The sequence below is a fragment of the Leisingera aquaemixtae genome (assembly GCF_006740765.1).
GTDB lineage: Bacteria > Pseudomonadota > Alphaproteobacteria > Rhodobacterales > Rhodobacteraceae > Leisingera > Leisingera aquaemixtae.
Window position 1 is genome coordinate 1,406,587 of sequence record NZ_CP041159.1, and the last position, 19,051, is coordinate 1,425,637.

Consider the following 19,051-nt stretch of genomic DNA (forward strand, 5'->3'; position numbering starts at 1 on the left):
CGCCAGGCAGAAAATCGGGGATCCTTACATGAGCACGCAGGACAAGGTCATTGCAATCATTGCCGAACAGGCGGTTCTGGAGCCGTCGGATGTGACCCTCGACAGCACCTTGGAGGATCTTGGCATCGACAGCCTGGGGCTGGTCGAAAGCATCTTTGCCATTGAAGAGGAATTCGACATTTCAATTCCCTTCAATGCCAACGAGCCCGGGAAAAGCGATTTCGACATCTCCACTGTGGCGGCCATCGTCGCGGGCATCGACAAGCTGATCCTGGAAAAGGCCTAAGCCCCCTCATGAAGCGCGTTGTCATTACCGGGGCCGGGACCATCAATGCACTGGGCCATTCCGTGCCCGCCACGCTGGAAGCCATGCGCGAAGGCCGCTGCGGCATCGGCGAGCTGGAATTCCGCGATGTGGAGCGGCTGGCGATCCGCATCGGCGGCCAGGTCCGCGGGTTTGAGGCCGAAGGCCGGTTCAACCGCCAGCAGATGAGCCTGTATGACCGCTTCACGCAGTTCACCCTGACCGCCGCCAAGGAAGCCATCGCGCAGTCCGGGCTGGAGTTTCATGGCGAATTGTCAGCCAAAGCCGGGGTGGTTCTGGGCAACTCCGGCGGCGGCATGCAAACGCTGGATGAGAATTACCGCAGCGTTTACGAGGACGGCAAGAACCGGGTGCATCCCTTTGTGGTGCCCAAGCTGATGAACAATGCCGCGGCCGGCCACGTGTCGATGCAGTTCAACCTCAAAGGCCCCAGCTTCACCGTTTCCACCGCTTGCGCTTCCTCCAACCATGCGATGGCGCAGGCGTTCCAGATGGTGCGCTCGGGCATGAGCCCGGTGATGATCACCGGCGGTTCGGAATCAATGCTGTGCTTTGGCGGCGTGAAGGCCTGGGAGGGGCTGAGGGTGATGTCCAAGGACGCCTGCCGTCCGTTCAGCGCCAACCGCAACGGCATGGTTCAGGGTGAAGGGGCCGGCGTGTTCGTGTTCGAGGAATATGACCACGCCAAAGCGCGCGGCGCAGAAATTCTGTGCGAAGTCATCGGTTTCGCCATGTCTTCGGACGCTGCTGATATTGTCATGCCCAGCAAGCAGGGCGCCGCGCGGGCGATTGCCGGGGCGCTGCAGGATGCCCGCGTCAACGCGTCCGAGGTCGGCTATATCAACGCGCATGGCACCGGCACCGCGGCCAACGACAAAACCGAATGCGCCGCGGTGGCGGATGTGTTCGGCCCCCATGCCGACAGCCTGATGATCTCCTCAACCAAATCCATGCACGGCCACCTGATCGGCGGCACCGGCGCGGTGGAGCTGCTGGCCTGCATCATGGCGCTGCGCGACGGGGTGATTGCCCCGACCATCAGCTATGAGGAGCCGGATCCGGAATGCGCCCTGGATGTGGTCCCGAACGAGGCGCGCGAGGCACGGGTCGATGTGGCGCTGTCCAATGCTTTTGCCTTTGGCGGGCTGAACGCGGTGCTGGCCCTGCGCAGGGTCTGAGGGCCGGCAAACGGAAAACGCCGCGGCCCCCAGGGGCGCGCGGCGTTCCGGTTTCGGGAAGGTGCCAGCGTTACTGCTTGACCACGTCCACCACGTCATATCCTGCGGTGAAGCCGCTCAGCGACAGCTTCATCTCCACCACCTGATCCGGTGCAGGCGCCGGGCGCAGCGACAGCGTGGCTTGCTTGCCTTTCTTGAAGGCGTCGATATCGCCTTGGGTCAGGCCGATCTGCGCCACGCAGCCCAGCTGGTTGCAGAAGGAATAGTTGTAACGCTTGGCCGGTGCGCCGTCGATCGAGATGGTCAGCGCGGCCGGCAGCAGGGTTTCCAGCGGCACGATCACGGTGGCGCCGGCAACCGCCTGGCCGCCTTGCTGGTCAATCCGGAACAGCGACACCTCTGCAATCGGATTGCCTTGCGGACCCGCCAGAACCTGCAGCAGCGAGCAGGGGTCGGTCTCGCTCTCGGTCTTGATGCAGGCCAGATCCCAGTCGCCGTGCTTTTCTTTGGAATAGCGCTGGCCCAGTTGCGGGTCGGTGCTGACCGGTTCGCCAAGATCCAGAATATCGTCCGCGGACGATTCCGCTTTTTCGCCTTGCTCAGCCTGTTGTTCGGACTGTTGGTCAGCCTGTTCTGCGGTTTCCGCCCCGGCGGTCTCCTCTTCCGCCGCTGTTTCCTGCGCTGCCAGCGGTGCGGTCATGGCCAGCAGTGCGGCCAGCGTGATCGGGGTCAGGGACTTCAACATGAATGCCTCATTTTTCTACAGACGCTGCTTTTGCGTGTAACACGCTGCCCGGGCAGTGTCAGGTTAATATCAGGCGATCTGCGGGGAAAACCGCTCAATCTGCCTCAACCATGGAAGTTGCTGATTAAGAACAAAAAAGGGAACCCGCTGGTTCCCTTTTTCGTATTTGCGTCTCCCCGTCGGACTGGCCGACTTAGTTATTGCGTAGGACGTTACGAAAGGGCTGGCCATCGGTCAACATGCAACTTCAAAAAAATGCAGTGCGGCCCTGATTTGGCGAAAATAGCCGGCGATTGCGGCGGGATGCCGGCCGGGGTGCCTGTTTTACAGGCAGCTGCGCTGGAAAAAAGGAGGCCGTGCACAAGGCACGGCCAGTCTGACAGGGAGGAAATGTCCGCCGCGGCAACCGCAAGTGCAGGGGCGGGCAAGATTGACTATCGCACGGAAAAGTTAACGTTGTATTGTTATCCACAGGCAGAACACACAGGCAGGAGCGAGGCATGACAGAACAGGTATTTCTGGGCGGCGGCGGCGAGGATTACGGGACGCCGCAGGGGCTGGCCTTGAAATATGCCAACCGCCACGGGCTGATCGCCGGCGCAACCGGCACCGGAAAGACGGTGACGCTGCAGATCCTGGCCGAAGGGTTTTCCAATGCCGGCGTGCCGGTGATCCTGTCGGATGTGAAGGGGGACCTGTCTGGCCTGGCAAAGGCGGGCTCGGACAGCCACAAGCTGCACAGCGCCTTTACGGCCCGGGCGGAGAAGATCGGTTTTACCGGCTATGGCTACCATGCCTGTCCGGTCACGTTCTGGGACCTTTATGGCGCGCAGGGGCATCCAGTGCGCACCACGGTGGCCGAAATGGGCCCGTTGCTGCTGGCGCGCCTCTTGGAGCTGAGCGAGGCGCAGGAAGGCATCCTGAACATCGCTTTCCGGCTGGCCGACGATGAGGGGCTGCCGCTGCTGGATCTGAAGGACTTGCAGGCGCTGCTGGTCTGGACCGGCGAGAACCGCAGCCAGCTGTCGCTGCGCTATGGCAATGTCTCGACCGCGTCGATCGGCGCAATTCAGCGCCGTCTGCTGGTGCTGGAGAACCAGGGCGGCGCGGGCCTGTTCGGGGAACCTGCCCTGGCGCTGAGCGACCTGATGCGCTGCGATGAGGCCGGCAAGGGCATGGTCAATATCCTGGCTGCGGACAAGCTGATGGCGGCGCCGGGCCTCTATGCGACGTTTCTGCTGTGGCTGCTCAGCGAGCTGTTCGAGGAGCTGCCGGAGGTCGGGGACCCGGACAAGCCGCGGCTGGTGTTCTTCTTTGACGAGGCGCACCTGCTGTTTGACGACGCGCCCAAGGCGCTGATCGACAAGGTGGAGCAGGTGGCCCGCCTGATCCGCTCCAAAGGCGTGGGAGTGTATTTCATCACTCAGAACCCGGCCGACGTGCCGGAGGATATTCTGGGCCAGCTTGGCAACCGCATCCAGCACGCGCTGCGTGCCTTCACCGCCAAGGACCGAAAGAACCTGCGGCTGGCTGCCGGGACCTACCGCGAGAACCCCCGGTTCCCGACCGAGGACGCCATCCGCGAGGTGGGCGTGGGCGAGGCGGTCACCTCGATGCTGCAAAAGAAGGGGGTGCCCGGTGTGGTGGAGCGGACACTGATCCGCCCGCCCAGCACCCAGCTGGGGCCAATCACGGAACAAGAGCGGGCAGCCATTTTGAAAGCGTCCGATATGGCAGGAAAATACGACACCCCGGTGGACCGCCGTTCGGCTTATGAGATCCTGGCGCAGCGGGCGCAAACAGCCGCGCAGGAGGCCGAAACCTCGGAAACCGAGGCCGAAGAGTCGGCGCAGCCGATGGCGCGGGAATTCAACGCCGCCCGCCGCTATTCGGGAACCCGGGTCAGCCGGTCAACCTCGCGCTCTTACCGCGAGAAAGACACCTTTACCTCGGCGATGTCGGAAGCGGTGATCAAGGAGCTGAAAGGGACAACGGGCCGCCGCATCGTCCGCGGAATCCTCGGCAGCCTGTTCAGGGGGCGCTAGGGCGGCGCCTCAGGATAAGCTCCAGCAGCAGCAGCCAGGGCAGGTAAAAGCCCGCATTCATGAACAGATCGAACCCGCCGGTGAACTGCGGGTTCGATGCGGCCCCGCCGGTGGCCAGCGCCCACAGCCCGTATTGAACCCGGTACAGCCAGGACCCCATCGCAAGGACCAGCAGCCGAAGCGCCCACCTGCGGTGGCGGGCGGTCTGGCCTTGCCGCGCCAGGCGGGCGGTTTCCAGGGCCGCGGTCAGCAGCAACAGGCCATAGACCGAAAACCCTATGTCCATCGGCCAGCCGCCAATCGTGCCCTGCCAGGCGGTAAAGGCCAGCCCGCCCGCCGCCGTCACGCAGGCCGCCAGGATAAGAAGGCGGCCCAGCCATCTGTGCAGCGCGGGCAGGCGCCCGCTGAGGCCCAGACCCAGCTGCAGCGGCGCCAGAACTGGCAGGGCGGCCCCGATCAGCATGTGCACAGAGATGGCGGCATTGGACCAAGCAGCGCCCGGAACGAACAGATAGCTGTCTCTCTGCGGGCCGCCGCCCAGCCCCTCGATCCCGAACACGGCGGCGTAATAGCTGAAAGGCGCGGCCAGAAGCGCCAGAAAAACAAGGGCCGCAGCTTTCGCCGCGGCCCCCTTTGCAGTTTTCTTTTGCAGGCTGTGTTGCACAAGAGCGATCCCAAAGCCGTTGCCTATTTCTCCGGGATCAGGCCCCGCGGGCTGAACCTCAGCACCAGAAGCAGGATCAGGCCCATTGTGAACAGCCGCATATGCGAGGCGCTCTCCATCAGATGCCCCTTCAGCGCGCTGCCCTCGGCCATGCCAGAGGTCACCAGCTCCATCAGCAGGATACCCATCGGCTCCACTTTGATCCAGAAGAACCAGATCAGCATGCCGCCCAGCACCGCGCCGAAGTTGTTGCCGGAACCGCCGACGATCACCATCACCCAAATCAGGAAGGTGAAGCGCAACGGGTTGTAGGTGCCCGGAGTCATCTGGCTGTCCAGCGTGGTCATCATCGCGCCGGCAATGCCGCAGATGGCGGAGCCGATCACGAAGATCTGCAGGTGGCGGCGGGTGACGTCCTTGCCCATCGCTTCTGCTGCCGTCTCGTTGTCGCGGATCGCGCGCATCATCCGGCCCCAGGGGCTTTTCAGCGCCATCTGCGCCATCCACAGAAGCGCCAGCAGCACCACCGTGAACATCAGCGCATAGCCCGCCTTCACGTAAACGGTCGAGGCGGTGACAGGGTCCATGCCCCAGCTTGCCGCACGCTCCACAAAGGACGGATCGTTTTGCAGATCCACCTCATAGGGCAGCGGACGGGGCAGGCCGACCACGTTCTTCACGCCGCGCGACAGCCAGTCCTCGTTCTTCAGGACTGCGATGATGATCTCGGCAATGCCCAGCGTGGCAATCGCCAGGTAGTCGGAGCGCAGGCCCAGGGCGGTCTTGCCGATCAGCCAGGCGGCACCGGCTGCCAGCAGGCCGCCAGCGGGCCAGGCCAGCAGCACCGGCAGGCCCAGGCCGCCGATATTGCCCTGCAGCGCGGGGTTGATCGCCTCGACCGAGCCGACCGCCGGATCGAAGATCGCGCGGTAGACGAAGAAGCCCGCGATCAGCACAACGGCCAGCACCAGCGCACGCAGTTTTCCTGCGGGCATGAACTTGGTGATCATCACCGCGGCCACAACCGTCAGCGCGCCCATCACCAGGGCCATCACGATGCTGACGCCGCCCGACGACCAGGCCGCCGGGATCACCGGTGTCGACACCAGCACCACGGCCAGCCCGCCAAGCGCGGTAAAGCCCATGATGCCGACGTTGAACAGCCCGGCAAAGCCCCACTGGATGTTCACCCCGATGGCCATGATGGCCGAGATCAGCCCCATGTTCAGGATCACCAGCGCCGAGTTCCAGGAGCCGGAGAAGAACAGGAAGTCGGTCATGCCTTCCAGCAGGATCATCACGCCGACAAAGACGAAAAGAAGCGTATGTTTCATAGTATCGGTCATACCGCTTTCCCTTTGAAAAGGCCGGTGGGCTTGAACAGGAGGACGACAATCAGGATCGCGAAGGAAACCGCGAACTTGTAGTCGGTGCTGAGGAGCTGAACCAGCCCGTCAGGCGCCAGGCTGTCCGGCAGGCCGTAGGTCAGAACCTTTTTCCAGGCATAGGTGATCGTCACCTCGGAGAAGGCGATGATGAATCCGCCGGCGATGGCCCCGATCGGGTTGCCGAGGCCGCCCACAATGGCTGAGGCAAAGATCGGCAGCAGCAGCTGGAAATAGGTGAACGGCTTGAACGATTTGTCGAGGCCATAGAGAACTCCCGCAATGGTCGCCAGCGCCGCCACGATCATCCAGGTGTACATCACCACGCGCTCCGGGTTGATGCCGGAGAGCAGCGCCAGATCCTCGTTGTCCGAGTAGGCCCGCATCGATTTGCCGGTGCGGGTCTTGTTCAGGAACCAGAACAGCACCGCCACCACGATCACCGCGGTGATCACGGTCAGCGCCTCGGTGGTCTTGATCGCCAGGCCTTCCTGCAGACCGGTGAGCTTCTTGAAGGTCCGCGCCGAGATCACGAAGCGTTCGCCATCGGTAAAGCGCTGATCGCCCGGCCCGATGATGAAGCGCACGATGCCGTTCATCATGAACATCACGCCGAGCGAGACCATGACGAAGATCACGGGCTTCGCCTTTTGCTGGCGGTAGAACCGGTAGACGGTCCGGTCGGTAAGCAGCATCAGCGCAATGGTGCCCAGAATGCCAAACGGCAGCGCCAGCAGCGCGGTCGGCAGCGGCCCTGCGCTCAGCCCCACGGACTGGAACAGCCAGGTGAACAGGATGGTGACCATGGCGCCGAACGCCATGGTGTCGCCATGGGCAAAGTTGGAGAATCGCAGGATCCCGTAAATCAGTGTCACCCCCAGCGCGCCAAGCGCCAGCTGGCTGCCATAGGCCAGCCCGGGGACGATAACAAAGTTGGTAAGCGCCACGAGGGCGTTGAGAAGATCCATCAGGAAGACACCTCTACTGCGCCGCAGGTTCCGACATAAACCATGTAATCCTCATTTCTGAACCGGATGTCCCAGAGGGCTTCGCCTTGCGGGCTTATAGTGATTGTTTCTTTCGAGACGCCTGTCTTGAAGAAGTACTCGACAGCACCGTTATCGAAAGACTTCGCACGGGCCTTATAGTCGCCGCTGCCATCCACGATCACGCGTCCACTGCGTTTTCGGCGAGCAACAGTTACCCGCAAGGACACGTCAGCCCTCTGCATGCCTTCTTTTGTTACTTTTGCAACGTGATCAAAGAGGCAGCTGTGCTGCAGTGGAGCAGCTTGGAGTACGGTGGAATCCGCAAGGATTGCGCCTGCGCTCAAAACACTAAGCAATCCGGCGCGGCGAATTAACAGGGATAAGAACATCTATCACCCCCCCAAGAACGACTTGCGCACTTCGGGATCGGCCAGCAGCTCCTTGCCGGTGCCGGTAAAGGCATTGCGCCCCTGCACCAGGACATAGCCTTTGTCCGCGATCTCAAGCGCTTGCTTGGCGTTCTGCTCCACCATCAGGATCGGCAGCCCGGTGCGGGCGACCTCAATGATGCGGTCGAACAGCTCATCCATCACGATGGGGGACACACCCGCCGTCGGCTCGTCCAGCATCAGAACCTTCGGCTTGGTCATCAGCGCGCGGCCCACCGCCACCTGCTGGCGCTGGCCGCCGGATAGCTCACCGGCCGGCTGGTTGCGCTTGTCGCGCAGGATCGGGAACAGATCATAGACCTGCTCCATCGTGTACCGGAAATCATCGGTGCGGATAAACGCGCCCATCTCCAGGTTCTCCTCCACCGTCATCGAGGTGAAGATGTTGCTGGTCTGGGGCACAAATCCCATGCCCTTGATCACCCGGTCCTGCGGGGTCAGCTGGGTGATGTCCTCGCCGTCCAGCCGGACGGAGCCGGAGCGCACGTTCAGCATCCCGAACACCGCCTTCATCGCGGTCGACTTACCGGCGCCGTTCGGGCCGACGATCACCGCGATCTCGCCCTTGTCGACCGCAATGGTGCAGTCGTGCAGGATGTCCGGACCCCGGCCGTAGCCGCCGGTCATGGTGTCGCCGATCAGGAACGGGCCACCCTCGACCTTGCGGACAGGGCCGCTTTTCAGATGGGCGGGCTGCATCGTGCCCACGCCTTTCAGGTTGGTGATCGAGGCGTCCTTGTTGCCGTGATCGTCCTGGTAGGGGTTGTCGCTCATGCGTCCGCCTCCAGCTTGTCCTTGTTTTTCAGACCGGTGCCCAGATAGGCCTCGATCACATGCTCGTTTGCCTTGATCTCGTCCAGGGTGCCCTCGGCCAGCTTCTTGCCCTCGGCCATGCAGATCACCGGGTCGCACAGGCGGCCGATGAATTCCATGTCGTGTTCGATGACGACGAAGGTGTAGCCGCGCTCCTCGTTCAGGCGCTTGATCGCATCGGCGATGGTATAAAGCAGGGTGCGGTTCACGCCGGCGCCAACCTCGTCCAGGAAGACGATCTTGGCGTCCACCATCATGGTGCGGCCCAGCTCCAGCAGCTTTTTCTGGCCGCCGGACACCTGGCCTGCCTTCAGGTCCGCGATGTGGCTGATGGTCAGGAACTCCAGCACCTCGTCGGCCTTGGCCCGCAGTGCGCGTTCCTCGTCGGCGATCCGCTTGCGGCCGAACCAGGTGTTCCACAGGCTTTCCCCCGACTGCGCGCCGGGCACCATCATCAGGTTTTCCCGGCAGGTCATCGAGGAGAACTCATGCGCGATCTGGAAGGTGCGCAGCAGGCCCTTGTGGAACAGCTCATGCGGGGGCAGGCCGGTGATGTCCTCACCGTCCATTGTGACCCGGCCAGAGGTTGGTTCCAGAACACCCGCGATAACGTTGAAAAGTGTGGTTTTCCCGGCACCGTTCGGGCCGATCAAACCGGTTATGGACCCCTTAGCGATTTCCAGCGAAGCGCCATCCACCGCGTGGAACCCGCCGAAGTGCTTGTGCAAGTCCTCGACGACGATCATGTCATTACATCCCCTGCCGCAGTTTTTGCGGCGTTTTTAATTTGGAACAGCCCGGGCGAAACCCGGGCTGTTCTTTTTTGGTTGCTTTTCCGTTGCTTATCAGCGGAAGCGAAGGGTTTCGTTCTTGCCGTCCTTCACTTCGATCTCGCGGTAGGAGCCTGCGCTCTCACCCGGGCCGATCAGCTCAACACCGGTTGCGCCCTGGTAGTCGATCTCACCGCCAGCGGCGAGGATTTCCAGCGCCTTGCCCAGCTCGCCCGGGTTGATCGGCTCGCCCGGGGCGTTGGCCACGTCCAGGATCTTGCCGACATAATCCGCCGGGTTGGTGGAGTTGGCAGCCTGCATCGCCAGCAGGAACAGCGCTGCTGCGTCATAGGATTCAGACGCATAGGCGGAGGTGCCGTCAAAGCCGCGCTCTTTTGCCATTTCGGCAAAGATTTCCGCGCCTTTGCTGTCGGAACCGGCAATCTGGCCGAAGGAGCCGTCCAGATCCTGGCCGACGTTCTGGGGCAGGGTGTCGCCGATCATGCCGCCGGGCAGGCCAAAGGTTTCAAACGCACCGGAATCCAGCGCGCCCTGGATGATGCCCAGGCCGCCCTGGTCCAGATAGCCCGCAACCACCAGAATGTCGCCGCCAGCCGAGGCCAGCGCGCCGACTTCAGCGGAATAGTCGCCCTTGCCGTCTTCATGCGCGGTCACGATGGTGACTTCGCCGCCAACCTCTTCGAAGGAGGTTTTGATCGCGTCCGCCAGGCCCTTGCCATAATCGTTGTTGGTGTAGGTCAGCGCGATCGAGTTGATGCCGCGCTCCTTCAGGATCTCGGCCATCACCTGGCCTTCGCGCGCGTCCGACGGCGAGGTGCGGAAGAACAGGCCGTTGTCTTCCATGGACGACAGGCCGGGCGAGGTGGCCGACGGCGAGATCATCACCATGCCGTTCGGAATCGCCACGTTCTGCAGGATGGCACCGGTCACACCGGAGCAGTCGCCGCCGATGATGCCGTTCACGCCCTCTGCCACCAGCTTTTCGCCGTTTGCCACTGCCAGGCCGTTGTCGATGCAGCCGGTGTCAGCGCGGACCGGGGTCACGGTGGCGCTGTCCAAAAGCTTGCCCGACTTGGTGACCTCTTCCATGGCCAGCTCGGCGCCGGCACCCATGGCCGGGGCCAGCGATTCAATCGGGCCGGTGAAGCCGAACAGCACGCCCAGTTTCACTTCCTTCGCATGGCCGCCAGCAAATGCGGTGCCAGCCGTCAGCGCAGCGGCCGCAGTGGCCATCAGCAGTTTTTTCATTTGAGAACTCCCATTGTTGGAACAAAAATGTTCACATCGGACCCTAGGCAAGCCGGTTGAAAAAGAAAAGTCTTATTGAACCGGAACAATATTCCTCGGGCCGCCTGTTTCGCGCTGCTCCTCCTCTTGATCCCCGGATGCAGCGCCGGCGTGGATTTACCGCGGAATCAGCAGAAGGAAAAGACCTCAATGTTACAGCTGCTTCGCCCCGTGACGCTTACCCTGGCGCTGATGGCGGTTTGCACGGCCGCGCGTGCAGAAACTCTCTCCAGCAGCCAGGGAACGCTGCGCGTCACCCGGATGGCTGCGGGGTTTGATGTGCCCTGGGCGTTTGCGTTTCTGCCGGACGGCGGCCTTTTGGTGACAGAGCGGGACGGCCAGCTGTTCCATGTGCAGGGCGGGCAAAAGCAGCGCGTCAGCGGCACGCCTGCAGTGGCCGCCGAGGGCCAGGGTGGGCTGCTGGATGTCATGGTGCCGCGCGACTTTGCCAGCAGCCGCGAGGTTTTCCTGACCTACGCCAAGCGCCAGGGGCGCGGGGCCGGCACCGCCCTGGCCGTTGGCAAGCTTAGCCGGGACAATACGCAGCTGAACGGTGTCAGGCTGCTGTTCGAGGCCGCGCCTGGGTCCCGCGGCGGCCGGCATTTCGGCGCCCGCGTGGTGGAGGCGCGCGACGGCACCCTGTTCCTTTCGCTGGGGGAGCGCGGCGACCGCCCCAGCGCCCAGAACCTGCGGCTGCACCAGGGATCGGTGGTGCGGATCAACCGCGACGGCACGGTGCCCGCCAGCAACCCGTTTACCGGCAGGCAAGACGCCCAGCCGGAAATCTGGTCCTACGGGCACCGGAACCCGCAGGGCATGGCGCTGGACCTGCAAGGTAACCTGTGGGTCGCTGAACATGGCGCCAAGGGCGGTGATGAGGTCAACCGTGTCCGCAAAGGCGCCAATTACGGCTGGCCGGTGGTCTCCTACGGGCGCCATTATTCCGGCGCGCGGATCGGCGAGGGCACCGCCAAACCCGGCATGGAGCAGCCGCAGTGGTACTGGGACCCCTCCATCGCGCCCTCCGGCATGATGATATATTCCGGCCGCATGTGGCCTGAGTGGCGCGGCGATGTTTTCGTCGGCTCGCTGAAGTTCGACTACATCGCCCGCCTGTCAGGTGCGCCCCTGAAGGAGGTGGAGCAATTGCAAAGCAGCGAGACAGGCCGCATCCGCGACGTGCAGGAAGCGCCCGATGGCAGCATCTGGTTCGCCTCGGAAACGGAGGGCGCGGTTTTCAGACTGTCCCGTTAGACAGAGCAGTCTGCAGCCGTTCAGGCCTTATACGCCGCCGCCTTGCTGCCGCGCTCGCGGTAGGGGGTGGTGTCGTAATGGGCGCGGTAGCATTTGGAGAAATGCGACGGCGAGGCAAAGCCGCAGGCCAGCGCCACGTTAATCACGCTCATGTCGGTCTGCATCAAGAGGTTGCGCGCCTTCTGCAGCCGCAACTCCATGTAATAGCGCTTGGGCGAGCGGTTCAGGTAGCGGCGGAACAGCCGCTCCAGCTGGCGGGTCGACATGCCCACGTCCTGCGCCAGGATCGACGGGCTTATCGGCTCTTCGATGTTGGCTTCCATCATCTGGATCACCATCGACAGCTTGGGGTGGCGCACGCCGATCCGGGTCGGGATCGACAGCCGCTGGGTGTCCTGGTCGGTGCGGATCGAGGAATAGATCAGCTGGTCCGCCACCGCATTCGCCAGTTCCTCGCCGTGGTCGTTGGCAATCAGCTTAAGCATCAGGTCGATCGACGATGTGCCCCCGGCGGTTGACACCCGGTTGCCGTCGATAACAAACACCGATTTGGTCAGGTCGACCTCGTCGAACTCCTCGGCAAAGCTGTCGGCGTTTTCCCAATGGATGGTGGCCCGTTTGCCGTCCAGCAGCCCGGCTTTGGCCATGGTATAAGAGGCCGTGCACAACCCGCCCACGGTCAGCCCCTTGCGGGCCTCGCGGCGCAGCCAGGCCAGCAGTTTCTTGGTTGTGGCCTCCTGCACGTCAATGCCGGAGCACAGCATCACCACGTCGTCGCGGCGCAGCTCGATCAGATCGTCATCCAGATGAAACGTGGTTCCGGCAGAGCAGGTAACATTCTCGCCGCCTTCGCCCACCAGGGTCCAGGAGTACATGTCCTCGCCATACATCCGGTTTGCGATCCGCAGGCACTCGACAGCCGATGCAAAGGACAGCATCGTGAACTTGTCGAGCAGCACAAAGACAAACCTTCTCGGCTGGCCGGCTTCAAATCCAGAATCAGCAGGCTTGCGTGACGTCTGCATGGCGGGGTCCTTCAAGAAACAAGTCGGGCCGCGGGAGCGGGCTCCGCGGCAGGTCAGAAAACCGTGTTCACAGGATGGACGCCGGGTCAAGTAGGCGCAATTCTAAACTGGCCTCCAAGGTACGGATTTTGTATAGAGCTTCCAATAATTTCTAAAGTCCTCTGATGCGGAGAAAAAGTCATGAGCGAATGGCAAAAATCGGACTGGCGCAGCAAGCCGCGGGTTCAGATGCCGGACTATACTGATCCGGCAGCGCTGAACGCTGTCGAGGCTCAGCTTTCCAAATATCCTCCGCTGGTGTTCGCCGGTGAGGCGCGCCGCCTCAAGCAGCATCTGGGCGCTGCGGGCCGCGGCGAGGCGTTTCTGCTGCAGGGCGGCGACTGCGCCGAAAGCTTCGACCAGTTCAGCGCCGATGCGATCCGCGACACCTTCAAGGTGATGCTGCAGATGGCGATGGTGCTGACCTATGGCGCCAAGGTGCCGGTGGTGAAGGTGGGCCGCATGGCCGGCCAGTTCGCCAAGCCGCGCAGCGCGCCGACCGAAATCATCGATGGGGTCGAGCTGCCCAGCTACCGCGGCGATATCATCAATGAACTCGCCTTCACGCCCGGCGCCCGCATTCCCGATCCCAGCAAGATGCTGCAGGCCTATACCCAGGCCGCCGCAACCCTGAACCTGCTGCGCGCCTTCTCGACCGGCGGTTTTGCCGACATGAGCCGGGTGCATTCCTGGACACTGGGCTTCACCGATGAACAGGAAGTGCAGAAATACAGCGAGATCGCGACCCGCATCCAGGACACCATCGACTTTATGGCGGCTGCCGGGATCAATGCCGACACCACCCATGAATTCTCCACTGTCGAGTTCTACACCAGCCATGAAAGCCTGCTGCTGGAATATGAAGAGGCGCTGACCCGTCTCGATTCCACCTCCGGCAAATGGCTGGCCGGCTCCGGCCACATGATCTGGATCGGCGACCGCACCCGGCAGCCCGACGGCGCCCATGTGGAATTCTGCCGCGGCGTACTGAACCCGATCGGCCTCAAATGCGGCCCGAGCACCACCGCCGAGGACCTGAAGGTGCTGATGGCGCGCCTGAACCCCGAGAATGAAGAAGGCAAGCTGACCCTGATCGCCCGTTTCGGCGCCGGCAAGGCAGGCGAGCATCTGCCGCGGCTGATCAAGGCGGTCAAGGAAGAGGGCGCCAAGGTGACCTGGGTCTGCGACCCGATGCACGGCAATACCATCAAGTCCTCCACCGGTTACAAAACCCGCCCCTTCGACAGCGTGCTGCGCGAAGTGCGCGACTTCTTCGGCGTCCACAAGGCCGAGGGCACCGTGCCCGGCGGCGTGCATTTCGAGATGACCGGCCAGGACGTGACCGAATGCACCGGCGGCGTCCGCGCCGTGACCGAGGAAGACCTGAGCGACCGCTACCACACCGCCTGCGATCCGCGCCTGAATGCCAGCCAGTCGCTGGAACTGGCCTTCCTGGTGGCAGAGGAACTGTCCGCCCTGCGCGCTGCACAGAGCGCCCGTCAGGCCGACTGACACCAGGCAGGCCGCGGGTTCGCGGCCTTCCCGCTAGGCTCCGACACCAAAAAAAGCGCCCCGGGGTTCTCCCTCGGGGCGCAGTCAATTCAAGTGCTATGACCTTGTACTTGAATGAAAACAGCTATGCGGTGCGGCCTGTCAGTCGCGGCTGACCACCAGGCGCAGATGCGGTGCGCCCTTGGGTTTGGCCGGTGCCGCCGCGGGCGCATCCGCCGGTGCCGCGGGTCTGGCCGCGCGGCTGCGCTCCAGCAGCGCCTTGGCCTCATCCAGAATGGACCGCTCCGGCTTGAACCGCGCCTGGGTCTCGGCAAATCCCGGGTTGGGCCGGTTCACATCGCGGCGCTCTTCCTTGGCGGCAGGCGTGGCGGCATCAGGCCGCGGCTTGGCCTTGAATCCGGCGGTGCCGGTTGCCTTGCCGACCGCGCGCATTTCGATCGAGGAGATCGAAAACCGCTGCGAGGTGACCGTTTCGCCGTCATCCGCCACCAGCACACCCAGAACCCGGCTGATGTCACCCAGATCGCTGCGCAGCGGCAGCATCAGCATCCGGGCCTCGCGCGGGCTGCGCAGGCGCGGCGCTTCGATCTGCAGTTCCAGCTCCACGATTGCGGGCGTTTCGAACATATGCTCCATCGCCGAGCTCAGCTGCTTGCGCGCGTCGGTGGTGAAGAAGGCGGTGATCGGCATGCCGCGCACCTCCATGCCGGCCATGCCGTTCACCAGCGACCCGGCCAGGCGGAACCGGGCAATGCCCGGTGCGATCCGTTCCAGGATAAAGGTGTGGCTCAGGATGTTCTCCAGCCCGCGCGGGTCGATCTGGGACCGGCTCGGCACATCATCGCCGCGCCGCAGGGCCGTCCAATAGGCCTCAGCCTGGCGCAGCGGCGACAGCGGCCCGCCTTTGCGGAACCGGTTCATGGAAACAACCTTGTCCTGACTGCTCGTCATCTCAGTGCCGCTGCGGCTGCCAAAAAACATCTCATATCCCCTTCAACCCCGGCGTGCCTTGCGTCCCCATCAGCCAGCGGCTGCGTTAACACTTAGGGCCGGTATGGTTACCCTGAAGTTAAGATGCCACAATCTAATTCAAATTTGGACTACTTCTTTAAGCAATGGTTAACGCGCAGGGCTAGCGGCGTTTATGCGATTGCGCTTGCACCCTATACTTTTGAGACAGTAGAGCTGTCCAACCACCAGCGACGAGAGGGCCTTTCCCATGACCATCCGCAGCATGACCGCCTTTGCCTCGGCGCAGGGCAGCACCGGGCAGCACAGCTGGAGCTGGGAGCTCCGCTCGGTCAATGCCAAGGGGCTGGACATCCGGCTGCGGGTGCCGGATTGGCTGGAAGGCCTTGAAAACCATATCCGTTCGGTTTTGTCCAAGGCGCTGGCGCGGGGCAATGTATCATTGACTCTGCGGATCACCCGGACCGAGGACAGCGCCGCGCAGGTCCAGATCAACACTGCGGTCCTGCAGTCGGTGATCAAGGCCCTGGGCGAGGCGCAGTCGATTGCCGAGCAGAACCGGGTCGGCATCCGCCCGGCCTCCGCCGCGGAGGTGCTGGGCTTCAAGGGCGTGCTGGAACAGGCCGCAATCGACGACGATCCGGCGCCGCTGGTGAAAGCGCTGAGCAAGGAACTGGAAACCCTTGTGGCGGAATTCGTGCAGATGCGCGAGGCCGAGGGCGCTGCGCTTGCCGTAATCCTTAACGGCCAGCTGGAGCAGGTCGCCTCACTGACGGCCCAAGCGGGCGCCCGCGCCGATGAGCGCAAGGTGAAAATGGCCGAGACCTTCAAGGCCAATCTGGCCCGGGTGCTGGACAACGCCGATGGCGCCGATCCGGACCGGGTGGCGCAGGAGCTGGCGCTGATTGCGGTCAAGGCGGATGTCACCGAAGAACTGGACCGCCTCGGCGCCCATGTCGGCGCCGCGCGCGATCTGCTGATCAAAGGCGGCGCGGTAGGCCGCAAGCTCGACTTTTTGATGCAGGAGTTCAACCGGGAGGCCAACACGCTCTGTTCAAAAGCGCAGCACAGCGCCTTGACGGCGGTGGGGCTTGAGCTGAAAACCGTGATCGACCAGATGCGCGAGCAGGTGCAGAACATAGAATAAGAAAAGGAGTGCCCAGATGGCGGACCGCCGCGGCCTTTTGATCATCCTCTCATCGCCTTCGGGCGCAGGCAAATCCACACTGGCCCGCCGCCTGATGGCCTGGGACCCGGGCCTCAAGTTCTCGGTCTCTGCCACCACCCGCGCCCCGCGCCCGGGCGAGGAGCACGGCCGCGAGTACTTTTTCATGTCCGAGGACGAGTTCCGCCAGAATGTGGCCGAAGGCGGCATGCTGGAGCACGCCCATGTCTTCGGCAATTTCTACGGCTCGCCCGCAGGCCCGGTCAGGGACACCATCGAGGCCGGCCAGGACGTGCTGTTCGACGTCGACTGGCAGGGGGAGATCCAGATCCGCAACTCGGACCTCGGCAAGCACGCGCTGTCGATCTTCATCCTGCCGCCCTCGATCCCGGAGCTGCGCCGCCGCCTGGAAACCCGCGCCCAGGACAGCGAAGAGGTGATCGCAAAGCGGATGCAGAAAAGCTGGGATGAGATCAGCCACTGGGGCTATTACGATTACGTGCTGGTCAACGACGACCTGGACCAGACCGAGGCCAAGCTGAAAACCATCGTCGAAGCCGAACGGATGCGCCGGATCCAGCAGCCCAAGCTGCAGGAGCATGTGCGCGCCCTGCAAACCCAATTCGAGGAGCAGTCATGACCCTGTACGCACTTGGAGAAGACAAGCCGCAAATTCATGAGGACACCTGGGTTGCCCCCGATGCCAATCTGATCGGCAAGGTGGTGATGGAGGCGGGGTCTTCGGTCTGGTTCGGCGTCACCATCCGCGCCGACCACGAGGAGATCCGCATCTGCGAAGGCACCAACGTGCAGGAAAACGTGGTGATGCACATTGATGCGGGCTATCCGCTGACCATCGGCAAGAACTGCACCATCGGCCACAAGGCGATGCTGCACGGCTGCACCATCGGCGAAAACACCCTGGTCGGCATGGGCGCCACCATCCTCAATGGCGCAAAGATCGGCAAGAACTGCCTGATCGGCGCCGGCGCGCTGGTCACCGAGAACAAGGAAATCCCCGACAACTCGCTGGTCATGGGCAGCCCCGGCAAGGTGGTGCGGGAGGTTGATGCCGCGCTGGCCGCGAAGCTTACCCAAAGCGCGCTCCACTATCAGGACAACATGCGCCGCTTCCGGGCAGAGATGAAACCGCTGTAATCAGCCGCCGCCTGCCGGATTTTGCGCTGGCTGAACGGGGGTGCCACATGCCGTTTACATCGCGGCGCTAGGCAGGCCGCACTCTCAACGACGGGGATCTGATGACGACGGAGCTGATTGACGGATTTCTTGCGGCCATCCCGCTGCCGGCCGTTCTGGTGGACCAGACAGAGCGGTTCATCGCGGTGAATGCCGATGCCGCAGCGCTGCTGGGGCAGGGCGTGAAGGGGCGCCATTTCGCCACCATCCTGCGCCAGCCCAGCGTGGCCGCCGCCATCGAGGGCTGCCTGCGCGACCGCAGCCCGCGCGTGGCCAAGCATCTTGCCAATGACGGTGCGCAGGATACTACCTTTGCGGTCACCCTGCGCTATGTGCCCGGCATCGGCGCGGTCGCCGGCGGCGCGGTTCTGGCCTGTTTCGACGACGTCACCGAACGCGAGCAGGCAGGCCAGATGCGGCGCGATTTTGTCGCCAATGTCAGCCACGAATTGCGCACGCCGCTGACCGCGCTGATCGGCTTCATCGAAACCCTGCGCGGCCCGGCCCGGGAGGACGCGCAGGCCCGCGACCGTTTCCTGGCGATCATGGAGGGCGAGGCGAGCCGGATGAACCGGCTGGTGGGCGACCTCTTGTCCCTGAACCGGGTGGAAAGCGAAGAACGGGTGCGGCCCAAGCAGACCGTCGATCTGACCGGCCATCTGGCCTCGACTCTCAAGACGCTTCAGCCGGTGGCAGAGGCCCGCGGCGTGCAGATAAATCTGGAGGCTCCGGACGAGGCGGTTTCGGTCACGGGCGATCCGGACCAGTTGCAGCAGGTCTTTACCAATCTGGTTGAAAACGCGGTGAAATACGGCGGCGACCAGGTCCGGGTGGTGCTGAGCCGTACCGACCGCGACCCGGCGGTGCGCGCCGCCGCCGCCCGCGTTCAGGTGATCGACAACGGTCCGGGAATCGACCCTGTCCACCTGCCGCGCCTGACCGAACGCTTTTATCGCGCCGACAGCCACCGCTCGCGCGAGATGGGCGGCACCGGGCTGGGCCTGGCAATTGTAAAACACATCGTCAATCGCCACCGCGGGCGCCTTCGGGTCGATAGCGAATTGGGGCAAGGGTCTGTTTTTACGGTAATCCTCCCTGAATAACCGCCGCCGTAAATCCTCAAAGTGAAAAGCCGCCGCCGGACATCTCCGGCGGCGGTTTGCTGATTCATGACACATTTTTTGCCGCCGGAACCGGGTTTGTCATGAACCTGTTACAC

The 19,051-nt window shown here is 63.3% G+C and carries 19 protein-coding genes; 9 read left to right on the forward strand and 10 right to left on the reverse strand.

Features of this window, described 5'->3' with window-relative positions; genetic code table 11:
* The first annotated feature begins 28 nt into the window (after positions 1–28).
* Together R2C4_RS08510 and R2C4_RS08515 are read left to right on the forward strand one after the other, a co-directional pair.
* Positions 29–286, forward strand: a complete 258-nt coding sequence (locus tag R2C4_RS08510) for an acyl carrier protein (protein WP_008556312.1) — start codon at positions 29–31, stop codon at positions 284–286.
* An 8-nt stretch (positions 287–294) separates the two neighbouring features.
* Positions 295–1,503, forward strand: coding sequence for a beta-ketoacyl-[acyl-carrier-protein] synthase family protein (locus R2C4_RS08515; RefSeq protein ID WP_141890306.1), 1,209 nt, complete (start codon positions 295–297; stop codon positions 1,501–1,503).
* Positions 1,504–1,573: 70 nt separating this feature from the next.
* On the opposite strand, the gene R2C4_RS08520 is transcribed toward R2C4_RS08515, so the two are convergent.
* On the reverse strand, positions 1,574–2,248 hold the full coding sequence (locus R2C4_RS08520; protein ID WP_058286875.1) for an invasion associated locus B family protein: 675 nt from the start codon (positions 2,246–2,248) through the stop codon (positions 1,574–1,576).
* A gap of 500 nt (positions 2,249–2,748) precedes the next feature.
* Between R2C4_RS08520 and R2C4_RS08525 the strand changes: the two genes are divergently transcribed.
* Positions 2,749–4,293: a helicase HerA-like domain-containing protein gene (locus R2C4_RS08525; RefSeq protein ID WP_141890307.1), complete on the forward strand. Its 1,545-nt coding sequence runs from the start codon at positions 2,749–2,751 to the stop codon at positions 4,291–4,293.
* Here the strand turns inward: R2C4_RS08525 and R2C4_RS08530 are convergent.
* From R2C4_RS08530 to R2C4_RS08560, 7 genes are all read right to left on the reverse strand, one after another.
* Positions 4,280–4,957 carry a DUF2306 domain-containing protein gene (locus R2C4_RS08530; RefSeq protein ID WP_141890308.1) on the reverse strand — a complete coding sequence of 226 codons (678 nt, stop codon included), beginning with the start codon at positions 4,955–4,957 and terminating at the stop codon, positions 4,280–4,282. The genes R2C4_RS08525 and R2C4_RS08530 overlap by 14 nt on opposite strands.
* A gap of 23 nt (positions 4,958–4,980) precedes the next feature.
* Complete coding sequence (locus tag R2C4_RS08535) at positions 4,981–6,303, reverse strand: branched-chain amino acid ABC transporter permease (protein WP_141890309.1); 1,323 nt, start codon at positions 6,301–6,303, stop codon at positions 4,981–4,983.
* On the reverse strand, positions 6,300–7,310 hold the full coding sequence (locus tag R2C4_RS08540) for a branched-chain amino acid ABC transporter permease (protein ID WP_141890310.1): 1,011 nt from the start codon (positions 7,308–7,310) through the stop codon (positions 6,300–6,302). The genes R2C4_RS08535 and R2C4_RS08540 overlap by 4 nt, the downstream gene beginning before the upstream one ends.
* Entirely contained in the window at positions 7,310–7,720 is a 411-nt protein-coding gene (locus tag R2C4_RS08545) for a hypothetical protein (protein ID WP_141890311.1), read from the reverse strand. The genes R2C4_RS08540 and R2C4_RS08545 overlap by 1 nt, the downstream gene beginning before the upstream one ends.
* Positions 7,721–7,723: 3 nt before the next feature.
* Positions 7,724–8,554: an ABC transporter ATP-binding protein gene (locus tag R2C4_RS08550; RefSeq protein ID WP_141890312.1), complete on the reverse strand. Its 831-nt coding sequence runs from the start codon at positions 8,552–8,554 to the stop codon at positions 7,724–7,726.
* On the reverse strand, positions 8,551–9,339 hold the full coding sequence (locus R2C4_RS08555; RefSeq protein WP_058286880.1) for an ABC transporter ATP-binding protein: 789 nt from the start codon (positions 9,337–9,339) through the stop codon (positions 8,551–8,553). The genes R2C4_RS08550 and R2C4_RS08555 overlap by 4 nt, the downstream gene beginning before the upstream one ends.
* Positions 9,340–9,438: 99 nt before the next feature.
* Positions 9,439–10,632, reverse strand: coding sequence for an ABC transporter substrate-binding protein (locus R2C4_RS08560; RefSeq protein ID WP_141890313.1), 1,194 nt, complete (start codon positions 10,630–10,632; stop codon positions 9,439–9,441).
* 189 nt (positions 10,633–10,821) lie between these two features.
* Between R2C4_RS08560 and R2C4_RS08565 the strand changes: the two genes are divergently transcribed.
* Positions 10,822–11,925 (forward strand): PQQ-dependent sugar dehydrogenase, encoded by a 1,104-nt coding sequence (locus R2C4_RS08565; protein ID WP_141890314.1) that lies wholly within the window; start codon positions 10,822–10,824, stop codon positions 11,923–11,925.
* Between the two features lie 20 nt (positions 11,926–11,945).
* Here the strand turns inward: R2C4_RS08565 and R2C4_RS08570 are convergent, their stop codons facing one another.
* Positions 11,946–12,950 (reverse strand): GlxA family transcriptional regulator, encoded by a 1,005-nt coding sequence (locus R2C4_RS08570; protein ID WP_058286883.1) that lies wholly within the window; start codon positions 12,948–12,950, stop codon positions 11,946–11,948.
* Positions 12,951–13,130: 180 nt separating this feature from the next.
* On the opposite strand from R2C4_RS08570, the gene R2C4_RS08575 reads away from it, so the two are divergent.
* Positions 13,131–14,501: a class II 3-deoxy-7-phosphoheptulonate synthase gene (locus tag R2C4_RS08575; protein WP_141890315.1), complete on the forward strand. Its 1,371-nt coding sequence runs from the start codon at positions 13,131–13,133 to the stop codon at positions 14,499–14,501.
* 141 nt (positions 14,502–14,642) lie between these two features.
* Here R2C4_RS08575 and R2C4_RS08580 read toward each other — a convergent pair whose 3' ends face one another.
* On the reverse strand, positions 14,643–15,482 hold the full coding sequence (locus tag R2C4_RS08580) for a PAS domain-containing protein (protein ID WP_058286885.1): 840 nt from the start codon (positions 15,480–15,482) through the stop codon (positions 14,643–14,645).
* 238 nt (positions 15,483–15,720) lie between these two features.
* Between R2C4_RS08580 and R2C4_RS08585 the strand changes: the two genes are divergently transcribed.
* The 4 genes from R2C4_RS08585 to R2C4_RS08600 all read left to right on the forward strand — a co-directional run bounded on the left by R2C4_RS08585 (position 15,721) and on the right by R2C4_RS08600 (position 18,935).
* The gene (locus R2C4_RS08585) at positions 15,721–16,617 is read left to right on the forward strand and encodes a YicC/YloC family endoribonuclease (protein ID WP_141890316.1); all 897 of its coding nucleotides are present in this window, start codon (positions 15,721–15,723) and stop codon (positions 16,615–16,617) included.
* 16 nt (positions 16,618–16,633) lie between these two features.
* On the forward strand, positions 16,634–17,275 hold the full coding sequence (gene gmk, locus R2C4_RS08590) for a guanylate kinase (protein ID WP_058286887.1): 642 nt from the start codon (positions 16,634–16,636) through the stop codon (positions 17,273–17,275).
* A complete protein-coding gene (locus R2C4_RS08595; protein WP_141890317.1) occupies positions 17,272–17,793 on the forward strand; it encodes a gamma carbonic anhydrase family protein in 522 nt (173 codons plus the stop codon). Before gmk ends, R2C4_RS08595 begins: the two co-directional genes overlap by 4 nt.
* A 101-nt stretch (positions 17,794–17,894) precedes the next feature.
* Positions 17,895–18,935 (forward strand): sensor histidine kinase, encoded by a 1,041-nt coding sequence (locus R2C4_RS08600; RefSeq protein WP_141890318.1) that lies wholly within the window; start codon positions 17,895–17,897, stop codon positions 18,933–18,935.
* Positions 18,936–19,051: the final 116 nt, after the last annotated feature.